A 25,185-nucleotide genomic window follows, 5' to 3' on the forward strand; every position below is an offset into this window, starting at 1 on the left:
CCCCCCCCCCCCCCCCCCCCCCCCCCCCCCCCCCCCCCCCCCCCCCCCCCCCCCCCCCCCCCCCCCCCCCCCCGCGGGCGGCTGCGCCCGGCCCGGGGCACCCGGCGCCGGGCCAGGACACGCGATGCTGAAACGATCGCAACGCGGCTGAAACGCCGGTTTCCTACGTTCGCCTCGTGCTGCTCGCCGAGTTCAACGCCCTCCCCACCGAGGAGGCGACGACGGCGGTCCGGCGGTGCGCCGACATCCCCGCGTTCGCGACGGCCGTCGTGGCCGGCCGGCCCTACGCCGCCGTCGAGGAGCTGCTCGCCGGCGCCCGGGAGCACGCCGCCGCCTGGACCGACGCCGAGGTGACGGCCGCCCTCGCCGACCACCCGCGGATCGGCGAGCGTGCGGCCGGCGACGGGCCCGGGGCCGCGCTGTCGAGCCGGGAGCAGGCCGGCGTCGACCGGGCCGACGCCGAGCTGCAGCGGCGCCTCGCCGAGGGCAACCGGCGCTACGAGGAGCGGTTCGGCCGGATCTACCTGGTCCGCGCCGCGGGCCGCACCGGACCGGAGCTGCTGGACCTGCTCGAGCAGCGCCTCGGCAACGACCCCGCCACGGAGCTGGCGGTGACGCGCGCCCAGCTGGCCGAGATCGCGCTGCTCCGCCTGGAAGGACTGGTCACCCCATGAGCACCGTCAGCACGCACGTCCTGGACGCCGTCCTCGGCCGGCCCGCGGCCGGCATCGACGTCGTCCTCACGCTGCCCGACGGCGGCACCGTGCCGGGCGCGACGGACGCCGACGGCCGCGCGCGGTTCGACGCCGACCTGCCCGCCGGCGTGCACGCCCTGCGGTTCGAGACCGGCGCGTGGTTCGCCGCCCAGCAACGCGAGACGTTCCACCCCTCGGTGACCGTCGGCTTCACCGTCACCGAGGGAGAGCACCACCACGTGGCGCTGCTGCTCAGCCCGTTCGCGTACACCACCTACCGGGGGTCCTGATGAGCAACTCCTACGTGCTGGGCGCCAACCAGTACGGCAAGGCCGAGTGCCGCCTCGTCCGCATCCAGCGGGACACCCCGGTGCACGCGATCGCCGACCTCAACGTCAGCACCCAGCTGCGCGGCGACTTCGCCCCGGCCTACACCGACGGCGACAACGCGCACGTGCACGCCACCGACACCCAGAAGAACACCGTCTACGCGCTGGCGAAGGAGCACGGCGTGGCCTCCCCCGAGGCGTTCCTGCTCGCCCTCGCCGCGCACTGGCGCGTCCAGCCGTGGGTGACCGGCACGCAGCTGAGCGCCGAGCAGTACGGGTGGGAGCGCATCGGCGCCGGCACGCCGGGCAGCGGCCACTCCTTCGCCCGCACCGGCCGGGAGACCCGCACCGCGGTGGTGCAGACCGACGGGGCGGAGACCTTCGTGCTCGGCGGGCTCACCGACCTCACCGTGCTGAAGAGCACCGGCAGCGAGTTCTCCGGCTTCCCGCGTGACCGGTTCACCACGCTGGCCGAGACGACCGACCGGATCCTCGCCACCAGCGTCACCGCGTGGTGGCGGTACTCGAGCACCGCGCTCGACTGGGACGCCGCCTTCGCGGCGATCCGCGCCGCGCTGGCCGACGCCTTCGCCGGCACGCACAGCCTGGCGCTGCAGCAGACCATCCACGCCATGGGCGCCGCGGCGATGGACGCCGTCCCCGAGGTCGCGGAGATCCGGATCAGCTGCCCGAACAAGCACCACTTCGAGGTCGACCTGACGCCGTTCGGGATGGCCAACGGGGGCGAGGTCTTCCTCGCCGCCGACCGTCCCTACGGCCTGATCCAGGCCACCGTCCAGCGGGCCGGCGTCGCGGAGGAGCCGCGCGCGTGGACGAGCGTGCCGGCCTTCGCGTGAGCGCCGCCCCGAACGGGACCGGCATCCCGACCGTCCGGGCACGCCGGGTCCTGGTCGGCGACACCGTGCGGCCCGCGACGCTGCGCATCGCCGACGGCAGGATCGCGGCGATCGAGCCCTACGACGCCGGGAGCACGCCGGCCCTCGACGTGCCCGACACGGCCACCGTGCTGCCCGGCGTCGTCGACACCCACGTGCACGTCAACGAGCCGGGCCGGACGCACTGGGAGGGGTTCGCCACCGCGACCCACGCGGCGGCGCTCGGCGGCGTCACCACGCTCGTCGACATGCCGCTCAACTCCGTCCCGCCGACCACCACCGTGGCGAACCTCCGTCGCAAGCAGGCGGCCGCGGCCGGTCAGCTGGCCGTGGACGTCGGCTTCTGGGGCGGCGCGGTGCCGGGCAACGAGGGTGACCTCGAACCGCTGTGGGCAGCGGGCGTCCTCGGCTTCAAGTGCTTCCTCTCCCCCAGCGGCGTCGACGAGTTCCCGCCCCTGGACCCGGCCGCCTTCGGCCGGGTGCTGCGCTCGGCCGCCGGGTTCGGCGGCCTGGTGGTCGTGCACGCCGAGGACGCCGCCGCCCTCGCGGCGGCACCCGCGCGACCGAGCCGGGCCTACGCCGACTTCCTGCTCAGCCGGCCGGACGACGCCGAGACCCGGGCGATCCGGCAGGTGCTCGACGGCGCGCGCGACACCGGCGCCCGGGTGCACGTGCTGCACCTGTCCAGCGCCCGGGCCCTGCCGCTGGTGCGGGCCGCGCGGGACGAGGGGCTGCCGATCACGGTGGAGACCTGCCCGCACTACCTCACCTTCAGCGCCGAGCAGATCCCCGATGCCGCACCGCAGTTCAAGTGCTGCCCGCCGATCCGCGACGCCGGCAACCGGGACGAGCTGTGGGCCGCGCTGGCCGAGGGCGTCATCGACTGCGTCGTCAGCGACCACTCGCCCGCCACCGCCGAGGAGAAGACCCGTGGCGGCGGCGACCTGCAGCAGGCGTGGGGTGGCGTCTCCGGCCTGCAGGTCGGGTTCCCCGCCGTCGCCGCCGAGGCCGCCCGGCGCGGGATCGACGTGGCGACGGTGAGCCGGTGGATGTCCCGCAACACCGCCGATCTCGTCGGGCTCGCCGGCAAGGGCCGGATCGCCGTCGGCGCCGACGCCGACCTGGTCGTCCACGACACCGCCGAGGACACCGTGGTCGCCGCCGAGCGGCTGGCCCACCGCAATCCGATCTCCGCCTACGACGGGCTCACCTTCCCCGGCCGGGTGACCACCACCGTGGTGCGCGGCCGGCGCGTGGACCCCGACCTGCCCGACCGCGGGTGGGGCGACCAGCTGACGAGGGGTGCCTGATGGACGCCGCCGGATCGACTCCGGAACTGGACGTGCCGCCCCGGCTGCTGATGGGGCCCGGCCCGATCACCGTCGACCCGCGCGTGCTGCGGGCGATGTCGGCGCAGCTGGTCGGGCAGTTCGACCCGTTCATGACGCAGACCATGAACGAGACGATGGCGCTCTACCGGGCGGTGTTCCGCACCGCCAACGAGCAGACGCTCCTGGTGGACGGCACCTCCCGCGCCGGCATCGAGGCGGCGCTGGTGTCGCTGCTGGAGCCGGGCGACCGGGTGCTGGTGCCGGTCTTCGGCCGGTTCGGTGCGCTGCTGACCGAGATCGCCTCGCGGTGCGGCGCCGAGGTGCACACCATCGCGGTGCCGTGGGGTGAGGTCTTCTCCCCGGAGGCCGTCGAGGACGCCGTCGTCCGGGTCCGGCCGAAGGTGCTCGCCGTGGTCCAGGGCGACACCTCCACCACGATGTGCCAGCCGCTCGCCGACCTCGGCGAGATCTGCCGCCGGCACGATGTGCTGCTCTACTGCGACGCGACCGCCTCGCTGGGCGGCAACCCGTTCGAGACCGACGCCTGGGGCATCGACGTCGCCACCGCCGGACTGCAGAAGTGCCTCAGCGGGCCATCGGGCAGCGCGCCGATCACCCTCTCGCCGCGGGCGGCCGCGCTGATCGAGGGCCGCACCCACGTCGAGGCCGGTATCCGCGCCGACGACGACGTCGACTCCGGCGCGCGCATCGGGTCCAACTACCTCGACCTGGCCCAGGTGATGGCGTACTGGGGGCCGCGCCGGCTCAACCACCACACCGAGGCCACCACCATGCTCTACGCGGCCCGGGAGTGCGCCCGGCTGCTCGTCGAGGAGGGCATCGACGCCGCGGTCGCCCGGCACGCGCTGCACGGCCGGGCGATGCTCGCCGGCGTCCGCGGCCTGGGGCTCGAGGTCTTCGGCGACGCCGCGCACAAGATGACCAACGTCGTCGCGGTGCACATCCCGGACGGGGTGCCCGGCGACCGCGTCCGCGCCGCCCTGCTCGAGGACTTCGGCATCGAGATCGGCACCTCGTTCGGTCCGCTGCACGGCCGGGTCTGGCGGATCGGCACGATGGGCTACAACGCCCGCCGGGACGCCGTCCTCACCACGCTGGCCGCGCTGGAGCAGGTGCTCCGCGGCGCCGGCGTGCCGGTGACCGCGGGCGGCGGGGTCGGCGCCGCGCACGAGGTGTACACGGCATGACCACCGCCACCGAGGTGCTGGCGCGCTGCGCCGAGCTCGACCGCCTGTCCGCGAGCCCGCACCACCTGGAGCGCGCGCACCTCACCCCCGAGCACGCCGCGGCCAACCGGCTCACCGCCACGTGGATGGCGCGCGCGGGGCTGCGCACCTGGCAGGACGCAGCCGGCAACCAGTGGGGCCGCCGCGAGGGCGGCTCACCCGGCCTGCCCGCGCTGGTGCTGGGCTCCCACCTGGACACCGTCCCCGACGCCGGGAGCTACGACGGGATGCTCGGCGTCCTCATGGCCGTCGCGGTCGCCGAGCGGCTGCGCACCACGGACCTGCCCTTCGCCCTGGAAGTGGTCGGGTTCAGCGACGAGGAGGGTGCCCGGTTCGGCACGGCGCTGCTCGGCAGCCAGGCGGTCGCCGGCAGCTGGAACCCGGCCTGGTGGGACCTGCGCGACGCCGACGGCGTCACCCTGCGCCGGGCGTTCGGCGACTTCGGGCTCGACCCGTCCCGCGTGGGCCACGCGGCGCGGCGGCCGGAGGAGCTGGTCGGCTACCTGGAGGCCCACATCGAGCAGGGGCCCTACCTCGAGGCCGCCGACCGCTCGCTGGGCTTCGTCACGGCCATCGCCGGCGCCCGGCGCTTCCAGCTCTCGGTCGTCGGCGAGGCCCGGCACGCGGGCGGGACCCCGTACGCCCGGCGCCGCGACGCGCTGGTCGGCGCCAGCGAGGCGGTCCTCGCCGTCGAGCGGCTGGCCCGGGAGAGCGACTGCATCGCCACGGTCGGCCGCATGGAGGTGCGGCCCGGCGCGGTCAACGTCATCCCGGGCCGGGCGGACTTCAGCCTCGACCTGCGCGCCGCCACCGACGAGGAGCGGGACGCGATGTGGGAGGTGGTGCGCGCCGAGATCGGGGCGATCTGCGACCGGCGCGGCCTGGCCCTCGAGGTCGTCGAGACCCACCGCGCTCCGGCCGTGCCCTGCGCCCCGTGGCTGCAGCAGGCGGTCATCGCGGGGATCGGCGCCACCGACGACCGCGGCGCCGCGGAACCCCTCGGGCTGTGGAGCCGCGCCGGCCACGACGCGATGGCGGTCGCGGCGGTGACCGACGTCGGCATGCTGTTCCTCCGCTGCGCCGACGGGATCAGCCACTCCCCCGACGAGGACGTCCGCCAGGTCGACGTCGCCCGGGGGCTGGACGCGTTCGAGGCGGCGGTCCGGCGGGTCGCGGCGGCCGTGGGGGCCCGGCCGTGACGGGGCTGCGGATCGACGAGCGGATCGCCCGGTGCCACCCCGGGCTGACGTCCCAGGAGCGCCGCGCCGCCGAGACGCTCCTGGAGCACCTGGACGACCTCGCGACCTACCGCGCCGCCGAGCTGGCAGCCCTCGCCGGGGTCTCGAAGGCGACGATGAGCCGGCTGTTCCGCTCGCTCGGCTTCGCCGACTTCGACGAGGTCCGCGACCACCTCCGCGGCCTGCGCAGCGCGGGCGAGCCGCGGCGGGCAGCGGAGCCGCCGGACCTGGTCGCCCACGCCGACACCGAGGCGGCCGCCGTCGCCGCCGCGGTGCTCCAGCCAGGGGTCGCCGACGCCGTGGCGGTGCTCGCGGACGCCCGCTCGGTGCTCGTCGTCGGCTGGCGCAACAGCCATGCGGTCGCCCTGCACCTGCGCGAGCAGCTCGTGCACGCGCGCCCCCGGGTCTCGCTCGCCCCCCTGCCCGGTCAGGTCCTCGGCGAGGAGCTGGCCGACCTGGGCAGAGGCGATGCGGTGGTCGCGGTCGGCTTCCGCCGCCGGCCGGCCGGCTTTTCCGGGTTCCTGGCCACGGCGGCCGCGACCGGCGCCGACGTGGTGCTGATCGGCGACCCGACCGCGGCCGGCCACGCGGGCTCCGCCCGGGTGTGGCTGCAATGCCCGGTCCAGGGATCGCTGGCCTACGACTCCTATGCCGCGGCCATGAGCGTCGTCGCGGTGCTCGCCGACGGCGTCCTGTCGCGCGCGGGCCGGGCCGGGCAGGACCGGATCTCCTCGATCAGCACCACGTACGCCCGTCTCGCGGAGGTGGAGTAGATGGACCTCGCCTGGGTGGAGAGCTACCGGAGCGCGGAGGGCCGCGGGAGCCTGGCGCTGCGACCGGGTGAGCGGCTGCTCGCCGGCGGCACCTGGCTGTTCTCGGAGCGGCAGCCGGACGTCACCGGGCTGGTCGACCTCACGGCGATGGCCTGGCCGGCGTGGGAGGCGCTGCCCGACGGCGGTCTGCGGCTGGCGGCGACCTGCACGATCCAGCAGGCCCGGCAGGCGCCGTGGCCGTCGCCCGCGCTCGCGCTCGCGCGGCGCTGCGGCGACGCGCTGCTGATGTCGGCCAAGGTCCAGTCGGCCGCCACCGTCGGGGGCAACCTGTGCCTCGGGCTGCCGGCCGGCGCGATGATCTCGCTGACCGCAGCCCTCGCGGGCGAGGTGGCGATCTGGACGCCCGACGGGGGCGAGCGCCGCGAGCCCGTCCCGGCGTTCGTGCGCGGCGCCGGGACGGTCGCCCTGCTGCCCGGCGAGGTGCTCCGCGCCGTCGAGCTGCCCGGCCGGGCGCTCCGGGCACCGAGCGCGTTCCGGCGCTCCGCGCTCACGACGTACGGCCGCAGCGCAGCGCTGGTCGTCGGCCGCCGCGAGCCCGACGCCGTCGTGCTGACCCTCACGGCGTCGGTGCCCCGGCCGGTGGTCCTCGTCCTGCCCCCCGCACCCACCGAGCAGGAGGTGCACCGCGCGGTGGCGCGGGCCGGGGCCGAGGTCGGCTGGTACGACGACGCGCACGGTGCGGCCGACTGGCGCGCCGCCCAGACCGGGCTGCTCGCGGCCGAGGTGTGCGCCGAGCTCGCCGGAGCGGCGGCGTGAACCTCGACGGGACGGCGGTCCCCGGGCGCCCCGCCCCCGGCCAGTGCCTGCGCACCTGGATCCGCGAGTGCGGCGGCACCGCGGTCAAGAAGGGCTGCGACACCGGTGACTGCGGCGCCTGCACGGTGCTGCTGGACGGCGCACCGGTGCACTCGTGCATCACGCCGGCGGCCCGCGCCGAGGGACGGGCCGTGACCACCGCGGCGGGGCTCGGCACGCCGGAGGAGCTCTCGCCCGTGCAACGGCGCTTCGTCGAGGCGGCGGCCTTCCAGTGCGGCTTCTGCACGCCGGGCTGGGTGGTCACGGCGACCGCGCTCGCCGACGAGGACGGGACCGTCCCGGTCGCGGACCTCGACCGGTGCTTCAAGGGGAACCTGTGCCGGTGCACCGGCTACCGGTCGATCCGCGACGCGCTGGCCGGCCGCGTCAACGTGGCGACCGGGTCGGGCTGCCCGACCGGCCTCGGGGTGTTCGGCTCCTCCCTCGCCGCCCCGGCCGGGCCCCGGATCGTCACCGGGCAGGAGCCCTACACCCTCGACCTGCCCGACTCCGGCGTCCTGCACGTGCGGCTCGTCCGCTCCGCGCAGGCGCACGCCCGCATCGTCGCGATCGACACCTCCCGCGCGGAGGCGCTCCCCGGCGTGGAGCTGGTGCTGACCTCGCGCGACGCCCCGGAGGTGCTGTACTCGACCGCCCGGCACGAGAACCGGCTGGACGACCCCGATGACACCCGCCTCCTCGACGACGTCGTCCGCTTCCGTGGGCAGCGCGTGGCGGCGGTCGTGGCGGTCTCGGCCGCCCTGGCCGAGCGTGCCGCCGCCCTGGTGGAGGTCACCTACGCGCCGCTGCCGGCGGTCTTCGACCCCGAGGCGGCCCGGTCACCCGGCGCGCCGCTCCTCCACGGCGACAAGGACCCCGCGGCCTCGCGCATCGCCGAGCCGGGCCGCAACGTCGTGGCCGCGACGCACGGCGAGGTCGGCGACGTCGCCGCCGCCCTGGGTGCCGCGAGGCACACCGTCCGCGGCACGTGGACCACCGGGCGGGTCACCCACGCCAGCCTCGAGACCCACGGGGCCCGGGCCTGGGTCGACGACGACGGGACGCTCGTGGTGCGCACCAGCACGCAGGTCCCGTTCCTCGTGCGCGAGGAGCTGGCCCGCATCCTCGGCCGCGACCCGGCGGGCGTGCGAGTGGTGGCCGCCCGGGTCGGCGGCGGGTTCGGGGGCAAGCAGGAGCTGCTCGTCGAGGACGTCGTCGCGCTGGCCGCCCTGCGGCTCGCCGAACGCGGCGACCACCGACCGGTGCAGCTGGAGCTGACCCGCGAGGAGCAGTTCGCCGCCGTGCCGGTGCGCCACCCGATGCGGGTCTCGGTGGCCGTGGGCGCCGGGGCCGACGGCCGGCTCACCGCGCTGCAGGTCGACGTGCTCAGCGACACCGGCGCGTACGGCAACCACGGCCCCGGCGTGATGTTCCACGGCGTGCACGAATCGGTCGCCGTCTACCGCTGCCCGAGCAAGCGGGTCGACGCCGAGGCCGTCTACACGAACAACCCGCCCAGCGGGGCCTTCCGCGGTTACGGGCTCGGCCAGGTGATCTTCGCGATCGAGTCGGCGCTCGACGAGCTCGCCCGGGAGGTGGGCATCACCGCGTTCGAGCTGCGCCGCCGCAACGTCGTGGTGCCCGGCGACGGGTTCGTCGTCAACGGTCCGCCCGCCACCGACCTGGAGTTCGGCAGCTACGGGCTCGACCAGTGCCTGGACCTCGCTGAGCAGGCGCTGGCCGGCACCCGCCCGGCCGATCCGCCCGCCGACGGCTGGGCGGTCGGGGAAGGGATGGCGCTGGCGATGATCGCGACCATCCCACCGCGTGGCCACCACTCCTCCGCCCGGGTCGTCCTCGGGGTGGACGGCACCGCCACCGTCGAGGTCGGCACGGCCGAGTTCGGCAACGGCACCGCCACGGTGCACGCGCAGCTCGTGGCGGACACCCTCGGCATCTCCCCCGACCGGGTCCGCCTGGTCACCTCCGACACCGCCACCTCGGGCTACGACTCCGGCGCGTTCGGGTCCACCGGATCCGTCGTCGCCGGCCTGGCCGTGCAGCGCGCGGCGGAGGAGGTGCGCGGCCGGCTGGAGGCCCTGGGCGGCGCGGCCGCCCTCGGCCGGCTGGAGCAGCCGCTGGCGGCGACGGGCCGGAGCGACGGCACCCGGCGGTCGGTGGCCTTCAACGTGCACGCCGTCCGGGTCGCGGTGCACCCGGCCACCGGTGAGGTGCGGCTGCTCGACTCGGTCCAGGCCGTCGACGCCGGGGTGGTGATCAACCCCGAGCAGCTGCGCGGCCAGGTCGAGGGCGGGGTCGCCCAGGCCGTGGGCTCCGCGCTGCAGGAGGAGGTGGTCGTGGTCGACGGCGAGGTCCGCACCCGGTCCTTCCGGAACTACCGCACCCCGCAGATCGGGGACGTGCCGGCCACCCGGGTGCTGTTCGCCGACACCTACGACGTCCTGGGCCCGCGCGGCGCCAAGTCCATGAGCGAGGCCCCCTACAACCCGGTGGCACCGGCGATCGCGAACGCGGTGCGCGACGCCATCGGGGTGCGCCCGCACGGCCTGCCGATGAGCAGGGACCGGATCTGGCGCCTGACCCGAGGAGAGAGCAGATGACGTCCGCGACCGATGCGAAGTGGCTGCAGCAGGCCGTCGACCTGGCGACGGCGAACGTGGCCGCCGGCGGCGGTCCGTTCGGGGCGGTCGTCGTCCGGGGGGACGCGATCGTCGCGACGGGGGTCAACCGGGTGACGCGCGAGCTGGACCCGACCGCGCACGCGGAGGTCAGCGCGATCCGGGCCGCCTGCCGGGAACTCGGTGTCTTCGCGCTGGTCGGCTGCACGCTGTACACCTCGTGCGAGCCGTGCCCGATGTGCGCCGCGTCGGCGCTGTGGGCGCGGCTGGACCGGGTGCTGTTCGCCGCCAACCGGGACGACGCGGCGGACGGCGGTTTCGACGACCGGGCGTTCTACGAGCTGCTCGCCTCCGCGCCGCCGGCCTGGCCGACCCCGGTGCAGGAGCTGCGCCTGGACACCTCGGTGGCGCCGTTCCGGGCCTGGCGCGACAACCCCCTCCGCGTGGACTACTGACCCCGGAGCCGGGCGAGACGGCCGTTCCAGGGTGAGAAGGCCGTTTCTTTAACAGCGCCGAAACGCCGGTCCACCTGCGCCGAAACCCGCCGCTCCTAGCGTCCAGCAGCAGCACACGGCGGACCGGGAGACCTCCTCGCCGTCGAGGCCCCACCGCCCTTCCCGACCAGGAGACGCCCATGAAGAAGCGCGCTCTGCGCACCGCCGCAGCGTTCACCGGCGCCGTCCTCGCCCTCTCGGCGTGCGGCGGCTCCGAGGAGACCGACACCGCCGCCGCCGAAGGCGGCGACCTCGGCTCGGTGACGCTCCAGCTGTCGTGGATCAAGAACGCCGAGTTCGCCGGCGAGTACTTCGCCGACGCCAACGGCCACTACACCGACGCGGGATTCTCCGGCGTCTCGATGGACCCGGGCCCCGGCCCGATCGAGACCCTCGTGGCCAGCGGCGAGGCGGACTTCGGCCTGAGCAACGCCGTCGCGGCCGCGCAGGTGATCGCCGAGGAGGACGCTCCGCTGAAGATCGTCGGGACCAAGTTCCAGAAGAACCCCTTCACGATCCTGTCGCTCGCCGACGGCGGCGACATCGCGACCCCGCAGGACCTGGTCGGCAAGAAGATCGGCGTCCAGGCCGGCGGCAACGAGACGCTGTTCGACGCGCTGCTGGAGGTCAACGGCATCGACCCGGCGCAGGTGGAGAAGGTGCCGGTCGAGTACGACCCCGCGCCCCTCATCGACGGTGAGGTCGACGGGTTCCTCGCCTACCTGACCAACGAGTCGATCACCGTGCAGAACGCCGGCTACGAGGTGACCAACCTGCCCTTCGCCGACAACGGGCTGCCGTTCGTCGCCGAGAGCATCATCACCACCGACGAGATGATCGAGGAGAGCCCGGAGAAGGTGAAGGCGTTCCTCGAGGCCGAGATCCGGGGGTGGCAGGACTACCTGCGCGACCCGGAGGAGGGCGCCCGGCTCGCGGTCGAGGAGTACGGCGCCGACCTGGACCTGGACCTGGCCAAGGAGATCCAGCAGGCGGAGGTGCAGAGCACCCTCATCGTCACCCCCGACGTCGAGTCCAACGGGCTGCTCACCATCACCGACGAGCTGATCGAGCAGAACCTGGCCACCCTCGCCGCCGCCGGCATCGACCTCACCGACGCCGAGCAGCTCTTCGACCTCTCGCTGCTCCAGGAACTGCTCGAGGAGAAGCCGGAGCTGGTCGAGGTGCCCAGCGCCGCCTGACCGACCGTCCCTCCGACATCGGACCGGATCACCCATGACCTCGCTCTCCGAGACCGAGACCCTCCGGCCGGCCGCCCCGCGGCCGGCCGGGGGCACCGGCATCCACCTCCAGGGCCTCACCAAGTCCTTCGGCACCGGCCGCAAGCAGGTGCAGGCCCTGACCGACGCCACGCTGCACACCGACCAGGGCAGCTTCTCCTCGCTCCTCGGCCCCTCCGGGTGCGGGAAGTCCACGATCCTGCGGATCCTCGCCGGCCTGGAGCAGCCCACCGGCGGCACCGCCCTGGTCGACGGCATGACGCCGCCGGAGCTGCGCCGGGCGCACGCCCTCGGCATCGCGTTCCAGGACTCGGCCCTGCTGCCCTGGCGCTCGGTCGAGGCGAACGTCCGGCTGCCCTTCGAGGTGGCCGGCACCCGGCCCGACCCCGCGCTGGTGCGCGAGCTGATCGACCTGGTGGGCCTGACCGGGTTCGAGAAGGCGAAGCCGGCCCAGCTCTCCGGCGGCATGCGGCAGCGCGTGTCGATCGCCCGTGCGCTGGTCGTCAAGCCGTCGGTGCTGCTGCTCGACGAACCGTTCGGCGCCCTGGACGACATGACGCGGCAACGGCTCAACGTCGAGCTGCTGCGCATCTGGACGGAGCAGCCGGCGACCACGCTGATGGTCACCCACGGCATCTCCGAGGCGATCTTCCTCTCCGACCAGGTGGCGGTGATGAGCGCGCGGCCCGGCCGGATCGTCGAGGTCATCGACGTGGACCTGCCGCGGCCCCGCCACCCCGAGATCATGCGGACGCCGGAGTTCCACGCGCTGCACGACCACGCCTCCGAGCTGCTGTTCGGCAGCGGGACGGCGGAGGGGTGACCGGCCTGCTCGACCGCGACTCGCTGCGGTCGGCCGGGTTCGGCGTCCTCGGCCTGCTGGGCGTGGTCGCGGTCTGGCAGCTGCTCGTGCTCACCCTGCTCGCCGACGCCCGCATCCCCTCCCCCGGCGGTGTCGTGGGCGCGGCGGCCGACCGCGGCTGGAGCTTCTACGCCACCCACTTCGGCATGACCCTGCAGGAGGCCGCGGTCGGTTTCGGCTACGGCACGGGCGCGGCGGTCGCGCTCGCCGCCGTGACGCTCCTCGTGCCCGCGCTCGAGAAGCTGGTCATGCAGATCGCGGTGATCACCTACTGCGTCCCGCTCGTCGCCATCGCACCGGTGCTCTTCATCGTCATCGGCAACCCCGAGGAGGGGCAGCGGGCGGGCACGGCCACGGCGCTCGCGGCGCTGTCGGTCTTCTTCACCACCGTCGTCGGCACGGTGCTCGGCCTCCGGTCGGCGGACCCGGCGAGCCTGGAGGTCGTCCGGGTCTTCGGCGGCGGGCCCCTCCGCCAGCTCACCAAGGTGCGGCTCGTCGCGGCGCTGCCGGCGATGCTCGCCGCCCTGCGCGTGGCGGCGCCGCTGGCGTTCCTCGGCGCGATCCTGGGCGAGTACGTCGGCGGCGTGCAGCGCGGCGTGGCCATCACGCTGAAGATCGCCCAGCAGAACGTCGACGTGGCCGGCGCCTGGGCCATCGGCCTCGGCTGCGCCGTCGTTGCCGGTCTCTTCTACGGCCTCTTCGCCCTCCTCGGCCGGGTCGTCACCCCCTGGTCGCGAGGTGCCGCATGACCGCCGACCTGCTGGTGCGCGGCCCCGCCGCGGAGGGCACGCCGGGGAGGTCGGGCCGGCACCCGCTGCTGGCCGCCACGCTGCGGGCGGTGGGGACGATGGCGCTGGTGCTCGCCGTGGTCGTGGGGCTCTGGGTGGCCGCGCTGTGGGCCTTCGACGTCTCCAGCTACGTCGGGAAGGGGCCGCTCGACGTCGTCGAGATCCTCGTCGTCGACGAGGACGCCCCCGCGCTGCGGGCCGAGATCGCCGGGTTGCTCGGCCAGACCCTGCTCGACGCGGGGATCGGCTTCGTCGCCGGCATGCTGGCCGCGATCGTGCTGGCCGGCGCAGTGGTCCGGTTCCGCGCCGCGGAGAGCGCGGTGATGCCGGTCGCGCTGGTCCTGCAGACGGTGCCGCTGATCGCCCTGGCGCCGATGCTGATCCTCCTGGTCGGCCGCGGCTACCCGATCGTGGCGGTGATGAGCGCGGTCGTGGTGCTCTTCCCGGCGCTGGTGACCATCGTCGTCGGGCTCCGGTCGGTGAGCCCCCAGATGCGGGACCTGGTGCTGGTCTACGGCGGCTCGCCGATGACGGTGCTCCGCAAGGTCGCGCTCCCCTCCGCAATGCCGGCCTTCTTCGCCGCGGTGCGGATCGCCGTGCCCGGGTCGATGACCGGGGCCCTGCTGGCCGAGTGGCTGGCCACCGGCCAGGGCATCGGGTACGCGGTGGTCTCGGCCGCGGCGCGCTCGCAGATCGGCAAGGTGTGGGCCCTCGTCGTGGTCATCACGGTCGTGTCCCTGCTGCTCTACCTCGTCGCCCAGCTCGTCGAGGCCGCCGTCCTCAGCCGCTTCGGCCAGGGGGACCGCGCGTGACGACCACCTCCCCGCGTCCGCCGGGCCACCCACCGCACTCCAGGCCGGTACCGAGGGACCCTGCCGTCGACGCGATGGTGGCCGCGCTCCCCAAGGTCAGCCTGCACTGCCACCTCATCGGCACGGTGTCGCCGCAGACGGTCGCCGACCTCGCCGCCCGGCACGGGGTGCCGCTCGAGCGGGGACCGGAGGACCTCTACGACCACGACAGCTACGAGGATCTCGGCGAGTTCCTCCGGGTGCTCGACGTCGTCGGCTCGGTCATCCGCGACGTCGACGACTTCCACCGGGTGACCTACGAGTCGCTCACGACCGGGGGCGCCGACCACGGCGTCCTCTACCGCGAGATCCAGCTCAGCCCGCCGGGCCACCCCGGCGTGCCCTACCCGCGGATCCTCGAGGGGGTCGTCGCGGGGCTGCGGGACGCGCACGCCGACACCGGTATCGACGCCCGGCTCGTCATCGGCATCAACCGGGAGCGCAGCGGCGCCGAGGCGGTCGAGCTGGTCGAGCAGGTGATCGAGCACCGGATCGACGAGGTGGTCGGCATCGGGCTGGATTACGCCGAGGTCAACGGCCCACCCGGGCGGTTCGTCGAGGCGTACCGGCTGGCCGGCCGCGCGGGCCTCGGCCGGACGGCGCACTCCGAGTCCGGCCCTCCCGGTCACGTGCTCACCCTGCTGGACGAGCTCGGCTGCAGCCGGATCGACCACGGCTACCACGTCGTCGACGACCCGGAGATCACGGCCCGGTGCGTGGCCGAACGGATCCCGTTCACCTGCACGCCCGTGAGCTCCGACATCGGCCGCTACTCCGGCAGCGGAGACGGCACCCACCACCGGATCAGGCAGATGGTCGACGCCGGGCTGTGCGTCACCGTCGACTCCGACGACCCACCGATGTTCGGCACCGACCCCACGCACGACCTGCGGGTGCTCGCCCACGCGCTGGGCTACCGCCGCGACCAGTTGGCGGCGTTCACCACCAACGCCATCGATGCCTGCTGGCTCGACGAGACCGACAAGGCATCCCTGCGCCGCCGCGCGGCGGCGATGGTGGCCGCCACGCCGGACGCCCCTCCCCCGACACCCACCGAAGCACCCGACCCGACCGAGGAGCCCTCCCGATGACCGACTTCTCCGTGCCCGTCGTCGACATCTCCGCCTACGTCGACCCGCACGGCCCCGCCGAGCGCCGGCAGGCGGCGGCCCGCGCCTTCGACGAGGCCGCCCGCACCGTCGGCTTCGTCCAGATCGTCGGCCACGGGGTGCCCACCCAGACCACGGACGCGTTCGCGGCCGCCCTCGACTCGTTCTTCTCCCTGCCGGCGGATGCCAAGACGGCGTACCGGACGGCCCCGGAGATCAACCGCGGCTACAGCCCGCCCAAGACCGAGTCGCTGAGCCTCAGCCTCGGCCTCGCTCCGTCGAACCGGATGCACGACTTCTTCGAGGCCTTCAACGTCGGCGCCGCCCACACCGACTACCCGGGCGTCGACCTGCCCGCCGTCGACTACGCCGAGAACGTGTGGCCGGAGGAGTCCGACGGCTTCCAGGAGGCCGTGTCGGCCTACTTCGCCGAGGCGGGCCGCGTGGCGCGGACGCTCACCACGATGTTCGCCGACGCGCTGGGGCTCCCGGCCGGGTTCTTCGAGCGGTACACCGACCACAGCCTCGACGTGCTGCGGATGAACAACTACGCCCTGCCGCCGGGCGAGGTGACGCTCGACGGCGACCTCACCGGGATGGGCGAGCACACCGACTACGGCATCGTCACCGTGCTGTGGGCCGACCAGGTCAGGGGCCTGCAGGTGCTCGGCCGCGACGGCGCCTGGCACGACGTCATGCCCGCCGACGGCGCGCTGCTCATCAACCTCGGCGACCTCATGTCCCGGTGGACGAACGAGCGGTGGATGTCGACCCTGCACCGGGTCAAGCCGCCGATCGTCGACGGGCGCATCGAGCGGCGTCGCTCCGCGGCGTTCTTCCACGACGGCAACATCGACGCCGTCATCGAGACGTTGCCCACCTGCCTGGCCGCCGACGGCACCTCTGCGTACCCGCCCATCACCGTCGGCGGCCACATCCGGGCCAAGCTGGCCGGCTCGCGGGCGGGCGTCGCCAACACCGAGGCGGAGCGCGAGGCGGCGCGCGTCCTGGCCGCGAGGTAGGCGGACCGACGAGGCACCGGACGACGGCGTCGGACGGCAGGATGGCGGCATGCCCACCGGACCGACGCAGTCACCGACGTTCCAGGCCCTGATCACCGGAGTGGCCACCGCCGTCCACTACGCGTTGCCCGATCTCATCTCCTCCCGGACGGCGCGCGGCTGGACCAAGGCCGGGATCTCGGCGGTCGCACTCGCCGCCGCGGTGCCCGAGCTGCGGGCGACCTGGGCCACCACCCGCGAGGAGCTGCAGGCCGCCGGCGAGCCGCCGCTCTCCACGGCCTTCGGCGCGCTGCCGGCCGGGAAGAGGGCCGTCGTGATCGGGGTCGGCGCCGCCGTCGTCGCCGGCTCGATCGCCGGCGTGGTCGGCGCGGAACGGAAGGCCTTCCGCCGCGGGCAGGCCCGGGCAGCCGCCGGCAAGCGGCTCCCGCACACCGGGCCGGCGCTGCTCTACGGCGCGCTGGCCGGGGCGGTCTGGTTGCTGCCCACACCCGCCGAGACGGACTGACCCCCGGCGCCGTCCGGGTTCCCATGCCGCAGACGGCCGTCCGGACCGGAGTCAGGCTGAACTACGAGATCCGCGGCGAGGGACATCCGCTGCTGCTGGTCATGGGGACGTCGGGATCGCTGCTGCTCTGGACCGATGCCGTCCCGGGGGCGCGGTTCGAGCTGCTGACCGGGCCGGGGTCGAGCCACGGCGTGCACATCGAGCGCCCGGAGGACGTGGTCGCCTGGTGACCGGCTGCCCGAGCGAGCACACCCTGCTGCAGGCGAGCTGACCGCCCGGCCGGGCCGCCGGTCGGTGGAGGGCGCTCGTCCCTCCACCGACCATGCGGATCAGCGACCGGCGCCGCCGGTCATCGGCCGTCGCCGCGGTCGGCCGTGCCCGTCTCGCCGCCCTCGGTGGACGTGCCCGTGGCGCGACCCGGGGCGGGCTCCGCGACCACGACCTCTTCCTCCACCACCACCTCCGTCGGCGGCTGGCGGACGGCGGCGACGTCCTCGGGTCGGTTCCCCTGCGGCGCCGTCTCCTGCTGGCCGCTCTTCGACCCGGCCACCGCAGCACCGGCGGCCGCGGCGGCTCCGGCGGCAGCGACGCCGGCGGCGGCCTTCACCTTGCCCGAGACGCCCGCCTTGCCGCTGTCCCCCCGGGAGGTGAAGGCGGCGTTCGCACCGGGGGTGCCGACGTCCGCCCCTGGGTTGACCGTCCCTCGCCAGCCACCCGTGGCGTAGCCCTCGCTCTCGACCAGGCTCTTGAACCGCTTCAGGTCGGCCTCCACCTGCCGCTCCACGAGCCCCAGCTTGTCGCCGACCTTCTCCACGAGCCCTTCCGGCTCGAACTCCAGCGACAGGTGCACCAGGGTGGAGCCGGCGCCCACCGGCTCGAAGCGCACGGCCCCGGCGTTCGTCGCGCCGTCCTTCGCGGCCCAGGCGATCTTCTGGTCCGGGATCTGCTCGATGATGGTGGCTTCCCACTCGCGCCGGACGCCCGCGATCTCGGCCGTCCAGTGCAGGCTCTGGTCGCTGTGCTGGTGCACCGACTCGACCCCGCCCATGAAGTGCGGGAAGTCCTCGAACTGCGTCCACTGGTTGTAGGCGGTGGTCACCGGTACGTCGACCTGGATCGACTTCTCAGCCTTCGTCGTCATCGCTCAGTCCTCTCGCTCGTCAGCTGCTTGGTACCGAGCCTTCCCGCTACCCGCCCAGCGGCGGGCCAACGCCCGAAGGCGGCGAAAGAGCAGGAATCCGGGCAGCTCCACGGCCTCCGGCAGGCGTCGCGGGCCCCTCACCGCCGACGCCGGGTCAACTCTCGACCCGGCTCTCCCGGGGTGCGGTCACCGGGACGTCCTGCCCGCCGCCGCTGCGCCTCTTCAGCAGGAGGACGGCGAGAGCGAGGGCCAGCACTGCTGCCAGGAGGCCGAGGCCGGTGCTCTGGGTGACCCCGGCGGCCAGGTAGCCGACGGCCGACGCCGCGGCGGCCACGAAGGCGTACGGCAGCTGGGTGGTCACGTGATCGATGAGATTCACCCCGGAGCCGATCGAGGACAGGATCGTGGTGTCCGACAGCGGCGAGGTGTGGTCGCCGAAGATCGCGCCGGCGAGCACCGCCCCGAAGACCGGGATCAGCAGCTGGCTGTCGAGAGAGAGCGCGATCTCGGCCGCGATGGGCAGCAGGAGCCCGAAGGTCCCGAACGTGCTGCCGATCGAGAAGGCGATGAACGCGGCGAGCACGAAGAGGATGACCGGCAGCAGCGCCAGCGGGAGAGCCTCGTCGATGACGCCGGCGAGGTACTCGCCGATGCCCAGCTCCCCGATGACCTCGGCGGTGATCCACGCGAGGAACAGCACGGCGGCCGCGAAGAACATGGAACGCATCCCGGACACGGCCGCCCTGCCGATGACGCTGCCCGGTGTGCGACGGACCAGCAGCATGGCGGCGGCCACCAGGCAGGCCACGATGGTGCCGTAGAACAGCGCCAGGATGACGTCGGTGGCGGCCAGGACGTCCATCGGCGCCAGCGAGCCCTCGGCTCCGGTGATGCCGATCCACAGCGCGCCGGCGACCGTGACCGCGATCAACGTCAGGATGGGCCAGACCAGGTCGCGGACGCGGCCGTCCTCGCGCACCGGGAGATCCCGGTCGGTCTCGCCGGGCGGGATCCCCCGCGCGGGGTCGAAGAGCACGTTCTCCTCGATCGCCCTCCGCTCGTGTCGGCGCATCGGGCCGAGGTCGATGCTGAACCACGCCACCGCGATGACCAGCAGCAGGGCGGTGATCGGGTACAGCATCGCCGGGATGGACTGCAGGTAGGCCTCGTACCCGTTGAGGCCGGCGACCTCGTTCTCGTCGAGGATCCCGGTCATGGTGGCCGCGATGAAGGCGGCCCAGCCGGAGATCGGCACCAGGATGATCACCGGGGCGGCGGTGGAGTCGACGAGGTAGGCCAGCTTGGCGCGGGAGATGCGGTGCTGGTCAGTGATCGACCGGCTCACGGTGCCGCCGACCAGGCTGCTGAACGCGTCGTCGAAGAAGATGACGAGGCCGGTCGCCACCGGGACGAAGCTTGCCTGGCTGCGGGTCCGCACCCGGTGCACGGCCCAGGACGCGAACGCGAGCAGCCCGCCGGACACGTAGATCAGCGAGGTCAGGACGCCGATCAGGACGACTGCGGCGAGGATGTACAGCTCCTCGGCGATCTCCCCCTCGGCGACGACGAGCCCCGCGGCCGCCTCACCCACGAACTCGAGCGCGGCCAGGACGTCCCACTCGGCGTACATCAGGGCACCGAGCACGATGCCGACGCTCAGGGAGATGAGGATCTTCCGGGTGGCGATCGCCAGGACGATCGTCACGAGCGGTGGCAGCAGCGACAGGATCGACGGTTCCACGAGCCCTCCTCGGTGGTGCGGGTGTGGGATGTCGCCCCGACCTACGGCGGTGCCTCTGGCCGGCGGCCCCGGGGCGGGGTCGCGCTCAGCCGGGGTCGGCGACCAGCGGGGTCACCAGCCGCCCCAGGCCCTCGATCTCGCAGACGACCTCGTCGCCCGGCCGGAGCCAGACCTGATCGGCCATGCCGAGGATCACGCCCTCGGGAGTGCCGGTGTAGACGACGTCCCCGGGCTCCAGCGTCATGATCTGGGACAGGTCGCTGACCAGCTCCGCGACGCCGAACACCATGTCCCTGGTGTTCGAGTTCTGCCGCAGCTCGCCGTTCACCCAGGTCCGCAGGTCGAGTGCCTGCGGGTCGGGCACCTCGTCGGCGGTGACGACGTAGGGCCCCAGTGGTGCGAAGCCGTCGATCGCCTTCCCGTACATCCACTGGGTGCTGCGCATCTGCAGCTCCCGGGCCGACAGGTCGTTCCCCGTGGCATAGCCGAAGACGTGGTCCAGCGCCTGCCCGGTGCTCACCTTCCTGGCGCGGCGGCCGATCACCGCGACCAGCTCCACCTCGTAGTCCGCCTGCTCGGCCACCGCAGGGATCACGACGTCGGCACCGGAGGCGGCCAGGCTGTTGGCGTACTTGGCGAAGTAGATCGGTCGCTCGGGCACCGGCATGCCGCCCTCGGCCGCGTGCTTGCGGTAGTTCAGGCCGACGCAGATGATCTTGCCCGCGTCGGGCACCGCGGGCGCGAGCCGCAGCTGCTCGATCGGGACGGGGTCCCCCGCCTCCGCCGCCTGCCGCAGCCGCTGCAGCGCGTCCGGGCCGGCCGCGGCGACCGACCGGACCGACGCCCGTGCGCCGTCGACGCCGGAGTCCGTCACGTCCACGACCCCGGCGCCGGTCTCGACCCCCAGGCAGGGCCCGTCGTCCCCGTGGAAGGACACCAGCCTCATCGCACGCGCTCCGGCGTGCCGGCCGTCGAGGGGATGGCACCGATCGAGCGGCGCGGTTGTGTGGGCTGCATCACACCGCGCATCTTGGAGAGGCCACCCGGGTGGGTCAAGATGCATCGCAACGGCGCGGCCGACCGGTCCGCGGCGGATGCCCCTGCAGCAGGTCGGAGGTGACGGCCGTGTTCCCCGACTGGCCCACGGACGTCGATCCGCTCGTCGCCCCGGAGCTGGACCGGGCGGCGCTGCTGGTCATCGACACGCAGGTGGACTTCCTCGACGACGGCAGCAGCCCGGTCGCCGGCACCAGCGCCGTCGTGCCGACCGTCTCCCGCCTCGTACGGGGCTTCCGGGACGCCGGCCGGCCCGTCGTGCACGTCGTCCGGCTCTACGAGGGGTCCGACGTCGACCTCCCCCGGCGCAGGCTCATCGCGTCGGGTGCGGCAGTGGTCCGCCCGGGCTCGGCGGGGTCACAGCTCGCCCCCGGGCTCCGACCGCCCGGCGCACCCCCGCTGGACGCCCCGGACCTGCTGTCCGGTCGGCTGCAGCTGCTCGCGCCCGGCGAGTGGGCGATGTGGAAGCCGCGGTGGGGCGCGTTCCACCGCACGCCCCTGGACGCCCACCTGCGGTCGCTCGGGGTGAGCACCGTCGTGGTCGCCGGCTGCAACTACCCGAACTGCCCCCGCGCGACCGTCTACGGCGCGAGCGAGCACGACTACCGGACCCTGGTCGCCGCGGACGCCGTCTCCGGGGTGCTGCCCATCCACCTGCAGGAGGCGGACCGGATGGGCGTGCTCACCACGAGCAGCGACGAGATCCTCCGCCGGCTGACGACGGACCACCGGAGCTGAGCCGGAAGGCGTCAGCCCCGCGCCCCATCACCTCGCCCCATTACCTCGCCGCCGCCGCCGAGCCGAGCCGCTCGGGGCCGGCCGCGGAGTCAGGAGCGCACCCGCGCCCGCGGCCGCCGGCGCCGGGCGAAGAACCGCTCCACGCGGCGCCACCGGTTGGGCGTCTTCTCCGGGTCCATCGCCTCGGACTCGGCGAGCGCCCGGTCGGCAGGCCCGAGCGCGGGCGGCTCGAACAGGACCAGGGAGCGGCCGGTCGGCCGGCGCAGCCGCTCGATGCCCTGCACCAGCGAACCGGTCTCGGCGACCGCCGCGGCGACGTCGTCCGGCGCGCACCCGAGGTGCTCGGCCAGCAGGCGGTTCCGGAAGCCGACGAAGGTCTCGGCGAGGCGGTCGGCACCCGGCTGCCCCGCCACCGCCTCGATCGCCAGGTCGCACTCGGTGTCCAGGCCCATCGAGCGGTTGTTCACGTTGCTGGACCCGATGCGCAGCAGACGGTCGTCGACCACGGTCACCTTGGCGTGCACGTAGATGTGCTCGCCCTGCTCGGTGACGGGCGTGTACAGCCGGAACCGGTCGTGCACGTCGGCGTCCGCGACGATCTCCAGGACCCGGGCCCGGGCGGTGCCCATCGCCTTCTCGGAGAGCCACCCGTCGGCGGTCCAGGGGTTGATGACGACGACGTCGGGGCCGTCGGGCTCGCGCAGCCGCTCGGCGATCGCCTCGGCGATCCGGCGGCTGGCGAAGTACTGGCTCTCCATGTAGATCGAGCGGCGGGCCGCGGCGATGACGGCCAGCCAGAGCAGCTCGATCTCGTGCACCAGCGGTGCGCCGCCGTGCTCGGGCCGGGTGCGGGAGATCGCGACGTCGACGTCGGTCAGCAGCGGCTCGACGTCCTCGGGCCAGCAGTCCCGGTCCTCGGTGAGGGGCTCGAGCCGCTCACCGGTGCCGCTCTCCCACCGCTCGCACGCGAGCTCGGCGACCGCGCGGGCGGCGGGCCCGGTCATGATGCTCGTGCAGTCGTGCCACGGCCCGGTCAACCGGCCCTCGGCCCGGCCGGCGCCCGGGCGTCGCCGGTGCGGGTTGCCGTCGGCGTGGTCGGAGGTGTCCCAGCGGTCGGCGGTGATGTCGATGCCGCCGGCGAAGGCCAGGCAGTCGTCGATGACGACGATCTTCTGGTGGTGGGCGCCACCGACCGGGTGGTGGGTGTCGACGGCGAAGGTGAGCCGGTCGGAGGTGCGCCGGTCGAGGAGCACGATCGGCTTGAGCCCCCGGCCGAGCGCGCGCAGCATGCCGAGGTCCCACTGCAGGACGCCGATCTCCAGGTGTGGGTTCTCCTCGACGGCCCGTTCGAGCACGGCGCCCAGCCGGTCGTCGTCCGGGCGGCTGCCGTCGAACGGGTCGAGCTGGATCCGCGGGTCGAAGTCCCAGCCGATGAACAGCACGCGCCGTTCGGCGCGCAGGACCGCCCGCTTGACGGTGGCGAAGTAGTCGGCGGCGTCGACGAAGATCGCGAAGCGGGTGGCCCGCTCGATCCGCCAGCACGTCTCGCCGGGGATCAGCAGTCGCGCGCCCTGCTCCTGGCCGCCATCGGCGTCGGTGTGCCCGGAGGCAGGCAGCCCGATACCCGGATCCGTATCGGGCTCCGTCGTGGTCTCGGCGCCGTCCATCACACCGGCAGTGTGCCCGCCGCTGCGGACGGAGCCAACGACCGGGCTGCTCCACGACACGACCCGGCCGCACCGGCCGGGCCGGTCACCGACCGCTCAGCGGCTGCGGTACAGCCTCGTGGTCAGCGGCAGGAACACCGCGGCCAGCGCGGCCGCGACGGCGAGGGAGACGAGGATCGCCGCGCTGTCGGGCTCGCCGGCCATCAGCGACCGGGACGCGGTGGCCAGGACGGAGATGGGGTTGACGTCGACGAACGCCTGCAGGGGGCCGGGCAGCGTGGCGGGGTCGACGAAGACGTTCGACAGGAAGGTCAGCGGGAAGATCGCCATGAAGCCGGCGTTCATCACCGCGTTCGGCGACCGCATCAGCAGCCCGAGCACCGAGAAGACCCAGGACAGGCCGAACGAGAAGGCGACGACCAGCGCCAGGGCCGCCAGCGCCCCGAGGACGCCGCCGTCGGGCCGGAAGCCCAGGGCGACGCCGACGACGATGATCACCGTCCCGGCGACCAGGTAGCGGACGCTGTCGCCGAGCAGCGAACCCACCAGCGGCGCCGGGCGCCAGATGGGCAGGGACCGGAAGCGGTCCACGACCCCCTTCGTCAGGTCGGTGTTCAGCGCGACCCCGGAGTAGACGGTCGTGAACAGCACCGACATGACCAGCAGGCCCGGCAGCGTGTAGTCCAGGTAGGCGCTGGTGGAGCCGGCGATCGCGCCACCGAACAGGTACGTGAACATCAGCAGGAACATCACCGGCGTGACGGTGACGTCGAGCAGCTGCTCGGGCACGTGCTTGACCTTCAGCATGCCCCGCCAGCCGAACGTCACCGCCGTGGACAGCCGGCCCGGCCGGGGAGGCCGGGGGGTGGACGAGATGGCCCGCCGCACCGCCGCGGTGTCGGCGGAGCCGGTCGGGCTGGTCGTGGTGGTCATGACCGGTGCTCCTGCAGGGTGTCGGAGGGCGGGGACGTCTCCTCGGCGACGTGCCCGGTGAGCGCGAGGAAGACCTCGTCGAGGCTGGGCTGCTGCAGCGTGAAGTGCGCGAGCGGGACGCCCGCACGGGTGAGCTCGGCGACGGCGATCGCCGCCTGCCCGGCGTCCGCTCCGCTCACCGACAGCGCCGCCGGCTCCGCCTCCAGCACGACGGGGCCGACCGCGCGTTCCAGCAGCTCGGCGGCGGCGGCCCGCCGGCCCGGGTCGACCAGCCGGACGTGCAGGGAACCGGTGCCGACCGATGCCTTGAGGTTCCTCGGCGTGCCCTCGGCGATGACCCGGCCCCGGTCGATCACGGCGATGCCGTCGGCGAGCTGGTCGGCCTCCTCGAGGTACTGGGTGCAGAGCAGGATCGTCGTCCCCTCGGCGACCAGCGCCCGCGCGATCTCCCAGACCTGGTTGCGCGAGCGCGGGTCGAGGCCGGTCGTCGGCTCGTCGAGGAACATCAGCCGTGGGGTGACGACGATGCTCGCCGCGATGTCCAGCCGGCGGCGCATGCCGCCCGAGTAGTGCTTGACCAGCCGGCCGGCGGCCTCGGCGATGTCGAACGCGTCGAGCAGCTCGTCCGCGCGGTCCCTGGCCGCGGCACGTGAGTACCCGAGGAGCCGGCCGAGCAGCACGAGGTTCTCCCGGCCGGTGAGCTCCTCGTCGACGGAGGCCAGCTGGCCGGTGAGGCTGACCAGCTCGCGGACCGTGTCGGCCTCGGACACGATGTCGTGCCCGAGGACCCGGGCGCTCCCCGCGTCCGGGGGGATCAGCGTGGCCAGCATGCGGATGGTGGTGGTCTTCCCGGCGCCGTTGGGGCCGAGGACGCCGTAGATGGTGCCGGCCGGCACGGCGAGGTCCACCCCGGCGACGGCACGCGTCTGCCCGAAGGACTTGCCGAGCCCGGTGGCGTCGATCGCGAGCGGGTGCTGCGTGGTCATCGGCTTCCCTACGTCCGGATCCGGAGGAGCATCTCTGCGGGGTCCGACCGA

General features: G+C 74.3%; 25 protein-coding genes. 19 read left to right on the top strand and 6 right to left on the bottom strand.

What is annotated here, in order from left to right; translation table 11 throughout:
- Positions 1–176: 176 nt before the first annotated feature.
- From uraD to ACI79T_RS10780, 18 genes are all read left to right on the top strand, one after another.
- Complete coding sequence (gene uraD, locus ACI79T_RS10695) at positions 177–674, top strand: 2-oxo-4-hydroxy-4-carboxy-5-ureidoimidazoline decarboxylase (RefSeq protein WP_456610041.1); 498 nt, start codon at positions 177–179, stop codon at positions 672–674.
- Positions 671–985, top strand: coding sequence for a hydroxyisourate hydrolase (gene uraH / locus ACI79T_RS10700; protein ID WP_456610042.1), 315 nt, complete (start codon positions 671–673; stop codon positions 983–985). The genes uraD and uraH overlap by 4 nt, the downstream gene beginning before the upstream one ends.
- Positions 985–1,881 carry a factor-independent urate hydroxylase gene (gene pucL / locus ACI79T_RS10705; protein ID WP_456610043.1) on the top strand — a complete coding sequence of 299 codons (897 nt, stop codon included), beginning with the start codon at positions 985–987 and terminating at the stop codon, positions 1,879–1,881. Before uraH ends, pucL begins: the two co-directional genes overlap by 1 nt.
- A complete protein-coding gene (gene allB, locus ACI79T_RS10710; protein ID WP_456610044.1) occupies positions 1,854–3,230 on the top strand; it encodes an allantoinase AllB in 1,377 nt (458 codons plus the stop codon). The genes pucL and allB overlap by 28 nt, the downstream gene beginning before the upstream one ends.
- Positions 3,230–4,459 (top strand): pyridoxal-phosphate-dependent aminotransferase family protein, encoded by a 1,230-nt coding sequence (locus ACI79T_RS10715; RefSeq protein WP_456610045.1) that lies wholly within the window; start codon positions 3,230–3,232, stop codon positions 4,457–4,459. Before allB ends, ACI79T_RS10715 begins: the two co-directional genes overlap by 1 nt.
- Entirely contained in the window at positions 4,456–5,697 is a 1,242-nt protein-coding gene (locus ACI79T_RS10720; RefSeq protein ID WP_456610046.1) for an allantoate amidohydrolase, read from the top strand. Before ACI79T_RS10715 ends, ACI79T_RS10720 begins: the two co-directional genes overlap by 4 nt.
- Positions 5,694–6,509, top strand: a complete 816-nt coding sequence (locus tag ACI79T_RS10725; RefSeq protein WP_456610047.1) for a MurR/RpiR family transcriptional regulator — start codon at positions 5,694–5,696, stop codon at positions 6,507–6,509. Before ACI79T_RS10720 ends, ACI79T_RS10725 begins: the two co-directional genes overlap by 4 nt.
- Positions 6,510–7,325 (top strand): FAD binding domain-containing protein, encoded by an 816-nt coding sequence (locus tag ACI79T_RS10730; protein ID WP_456610048.1) that lies wholly within the window; start codon positions 6,510–6,512, stop codon positions 7,323–7,325.
- On the top strand, positions 7,322–9,985 hold the full coding sequence (locus tag ACI79T_RS10735) for a molybdopterin-dependent oxidoreductase (RefSeq protein WP_456610049.1): 2,664 nt from the start codon (positions 7,322–7,324) through the stop codon (positions 9,983–9,985). Before ACI79T_RS10730 ends, ACI79T_RS10735 begins: the two co-directional genes overlap by 4 nt.
- Positions 9,982–10,458, top strand: a complete 477-nt coding sequence (locus ACI79T_RS10740; protein WP_456610050.1) for a nucleoside deaminase — start codon at positions 9,982–9,984, stop codon at positions 10,456–10,458. Before ACI79T_RS10735 ends, ACI79T_RS10740 begins: the two co-directional genes overlap by 4 nt.
- Positions 10,459–10,637: 179 nt before the next feature.
- Positions 10,638–11,696, top strand: a complete 1,059-nt coding sequence (locus tag ACI79T_RS10745) for an ABC transporter substrate-binding protein (RefSeq protein WP_456610051.1) — start codon at positions 10,638–10,640, stop codon at positions 11,694–11,696.
- A 34-nt stretch (positions 11,697–11,730) separates the two neighbouring features.
- Positions 11,731–12,558, top strand: coding sequence for an ABC transporter ATP-binding protein (locus ACI79T_RS10750; protein WP_456610052.1), 828 nt, complete (start codon positions 11,731–11,733; stop codon positions 12,556–12,558).
- Positions 12,555–13,346: an ABC transporter permease gene (locus ACI79T_RS10755; RefSeq protein WP_456610053.1), complete on the top strand. Its 792-nt coding sequence runs from the start codon at positions 12,555–12,557 to the stop codon at positions 13,344–13,346. The genes ACI79T_RS10750 and ACI79T_RS10755 overlap by 4 nt, the downstream gene beginning before the upstream one ends.
- Positions 13,343–14,197 carry an ABC transporter permease gene (locus ACI79T_RS10760; protein ID WP_456610054.1) on the top strand — a complete coding sequence of 285 codons (855 nt, stop codon included), beginning with the start codon at positions 13,343–13,345 and terminating at the stop codon, positions 14,195–14,197. The genes ACI79T_RS10755 and ACI79T_RS10760 overlap by 4 nt, the downstream gene beginning before the upstream one ends.
- Before the next feature lie 74 nt (positions 14,198–14,271).
- A complete protein-coding gene (add, locus tag ACI79T_RS10765) occupies positions 14,272–15,327 on the top strand; it encodes an adenosine deaminase (RefSeq protein ID WP_456610055.1) in 1,056 nt (351 codons plus the stop codon).
- Positions 15,324–16,367 carry an isopenicillin N synthase family dioxygenase gene (locus ACI79T_RS10770; protein WP_456610056.1) on the top strand — a complete coding sequence of 348 codons (1,044 nt, stop codon included), beginning with the start codon at positions 15,324–15,326 and terminating at the stop codon, positions 16,365–16,367. Before add ends, ACI79T_RS10770 begins: the two co-directional genes overlap by 4 nt.
- Before the next feature lie 49 nt (positions 16,368–16,416).
- On the top strand, positions 16,417–16,872 hold the full coding sequence (locus ACI79T_RS10775) for a hypothetical protein (protein WP_456610057.1): 456 nt from the start codon (positions 16,417–16,419) through the stop codon (positions 16,870–16,872).
- Positions 16,873–16,895: 23 nt separating this feature from the next.
- Entirely contained in the window at positions 16,896–17,102 is a 207-nt protein-coding gene (locus ACI79T_RS10780; protein ID WP_456610058.1) for a hypothetical protein, read from the top strand.
- A 119-nt stretch (positions 17,103–17,221) separates the two neighbouring features.
- Here ACI79T_RS10780 and ACI79T_RS10785 read toward each other — a convergent pair whose 3' ends face one another.
- The 3 genes from ACI79T_RS10785 to ACI79T_RS10795 all read right to left on the bottom strand — a co-directional run bounded on the left by ACI79T_RS10785 (position 17,222) and on the right by ACI79T_RS10795 (position 20,700).
- Entirely contained in the window at positions 17,222–18,013 is a 792-nt protein-coding gene (locus tag ACI79T_RS10785; protein WP_456610059.1) for an SRPBCC family protein, read from the bottom strand.
- A gap of 154 nt (positions 18,014–18,167) precedes the next feature.
- Positions 18,168–19,754, bottom strand: a complete 1,587-nt coding sequence (locus ACI79T_RS10790; protein ID WP_456610060.1) for a Na+/H+ antiporter NhaC family protein — start codon at positions 19,752–19,754, stop codon at positions 18,168–18,170.
- Positions 19,755–19,839: 85 nt separating this feature from the next.
- Entirely contained in the window at positions 19,840–20,700 is an 861-nt protein-coding gene (locus tag ACI79T_RS10795; RefSeq protein ID WP_456610061.1) for a fumarylacetoacetate hydrolase family protein, read from the bottom strand.
- A 179-nt stretch (positions 20,701–20,879) separates the two neighbouring features.
- On the opposite strand from ACI79T_RS10795, the gene ACI79T_RS10800 reads away from it, so the two are divergent.
- A complete protein-coding gene (locus tag ACI79T_RS10800) occupies positions 20,880–21,548 on the top strand; it encodes a cysteine hydrolase family protein (protein ID WP_456610062.1) in 669 nt (222 codons plus the stop codon).
- Between the two features lie 89 nt (positions 21,549–21,637).
- On the opposite strand, the gene ACI79T_RS10805 is transcribed toward ACI79T_RS10800, so the two are convergent.
- The 3 genes from ACI79T_RS10805 to ACI79T_RS10815 form a co-directional block, all read right to left on the bottom strand.
- The gene (locus ACI79T_RS10805; protein ID WP_456610178.1) at positions 21,638–23,215 is read right to left on the bottom strand and encodes a phospholipase D-like domain-containing protein; all 1,578 of its coding nucleotides are present in this window, start codon (positions 23,213–23,215) and stop codon (positions 21,638–21,640) included.
- 96 nt (positions 23,216–23,311) lie between these two features.
- Positions 23,312–24,148, bottom strand: a complete 837-nt coding sequence (locus ACI79T_RS10810) for an ABC transporter permease (RefSeq protein ID WP_456610063.1) — start codon at positions 24,146–24,148, stop codon at positions 23,312–23,314.
- Positions 24,145–25,134, bottom strand: coding sequence for an ATP-binding cassette domain-containing protein (locus tag ACI79T_RS10815; protein ID WP_456610064.1), 990 nt, complete (start codon positions 25,132–25,134; stop codon positions 24,145–24,147). Before ACI79T_RS10815 ends, ACI79T_RS10810 begins: the two co-directional genes overlap by 4 nt.
- Between the last annotated feature and the right edge of the window lie 51 nt (positions 25,135–25,185).

It is taken from the genome of Blastococcus sp. SYSU DS0619 (genome assembly GCF_054051035.1).

Bases quoted from the DNA above. Each gene is read 5' to 3' on its own strand.
- uraH (WP_456610042.1), top strand. From the start codon at position 671: ATGAGCACCGTCAGCACGCACGTCCTGGACGCCGTCCTCGGCCGGCCC.
- pucL (WP_456610043.1), top strand. From the start codon at position 985: ATGAGCAACTCCTACGTGCTGGGCGCCAACCAGTACGGCAAGGCCGAG.
- ACI79T_RS10715 (WP_456610045.1), top strand. From the start codon at position 3,230: ATGGACGCCGCCGGATCGACTCCGGAACTGGACGTGCCGCCCCGGCTG.
- ACI79T_RS10720 (WP_456610046.1), top strand. From the start codon at position 4,456: ATGACCACCGCCACCGAGGTGCTGGCGCGCTGCGCCGAGCTCGACCGC.
- ACI79T_RS10730 (WP_456610048.1), top strand. From the start codon at position 6,510: ATGGACCTCGCCTGGGTGGAGAGCTACCGGAGCGCGGAGGGCCGCGGG.
- ACI79T_RS10740 (WP_456610050.1), top strand. From the start codon at position 9,982: ATGACGTCCGCGACCGATGCGAAGTGGCTGCAGCAGGCCGTCGACCTG.
- ACI79T_RS10745 (WP_456610051.1), top strand. From the start codon at position 10,638: ATGAAGAAGCGCGCTCTGCGCACCGCCGCAGCGTTCACCGGCGCCGTC.
- ACI79T_RS10750 (WP_456610052.1), top strand. From the start codon at position 11,731: ATGACCTCGCTCTCCGAGACCGAGACCCTCCGGCCGGCCGCCCCGCGG.
- ACI79T_RS10760 (WP_456610054.1), top strand. From the start codon at position 13,343: ATGACCGCCGACCTGCTGGTGCGCGGCCCCGCCGCGGAGGGCACGCCG.
- add (WP_456610055.1), top strand. From the start codon at position 14,272: ATGGTGGCCGCGCTCCCCAAGGTCAGCCTGCACTGCCACCTCATCGGC.
- ACI79T_RS10770 (WP_456610056.1), top strand. From the start codon at position 15,324: ATGACCGACTTCTCCGTGCCCGTCGTCGACATCTCCGCCTACGTCGAC.
- ACI79T_RS10775 (WP_456610057.1), top strand. From the start codon at position 16,417: ATGCCCACCGGACCGACGCAGTCACCGACGTTCCAGGCCCTGATCACC.
- ACI79T_RS10780 (WP_456610058.1), top strand. From the start codon at position 16,896: ATGCCGCAGACGGCCGTCCGGACCGGAGTCAGGCTGAACTACGAGATC.
- ACI79T_RS10785 (WP_456610059.1), bottom strand. From the start codon at position 18,013: ATGACGACGAAGGCTGAGAAGTCGATCCAGGTCGACGTACCGGTGACC.
- ACI79T_RS10795 (WP_456610061.1), bottom strand. From the start codon at position 20,700: ATGAGGCTGGTGTCCTTCCACGGGGACGACGGGCCCTGCCTGGGGGTC.
- ACI79T_RS10805 (WP_456610178.1), bottom strand. From the start codon at position 23,215: ATGGACGGCGCCGAGACCACGACGGAGCCCGATACGGATCCGGGTATC.
- ACI79T_RS10810 (WP_456610063.1), bottom strand. From the start codon at position 24,148: ATGACCACCACGACCAGCCCGACCGGCTCCGCCGACACCGCGGCGGTG.
- ACI79T_RS10815 (WP_456610064.1), bottom strand. From the start codon at position 25,134: ATGACCACGCAGCACCCGCTCGCGATCGACGCCACCGGGCTCGGCAAG.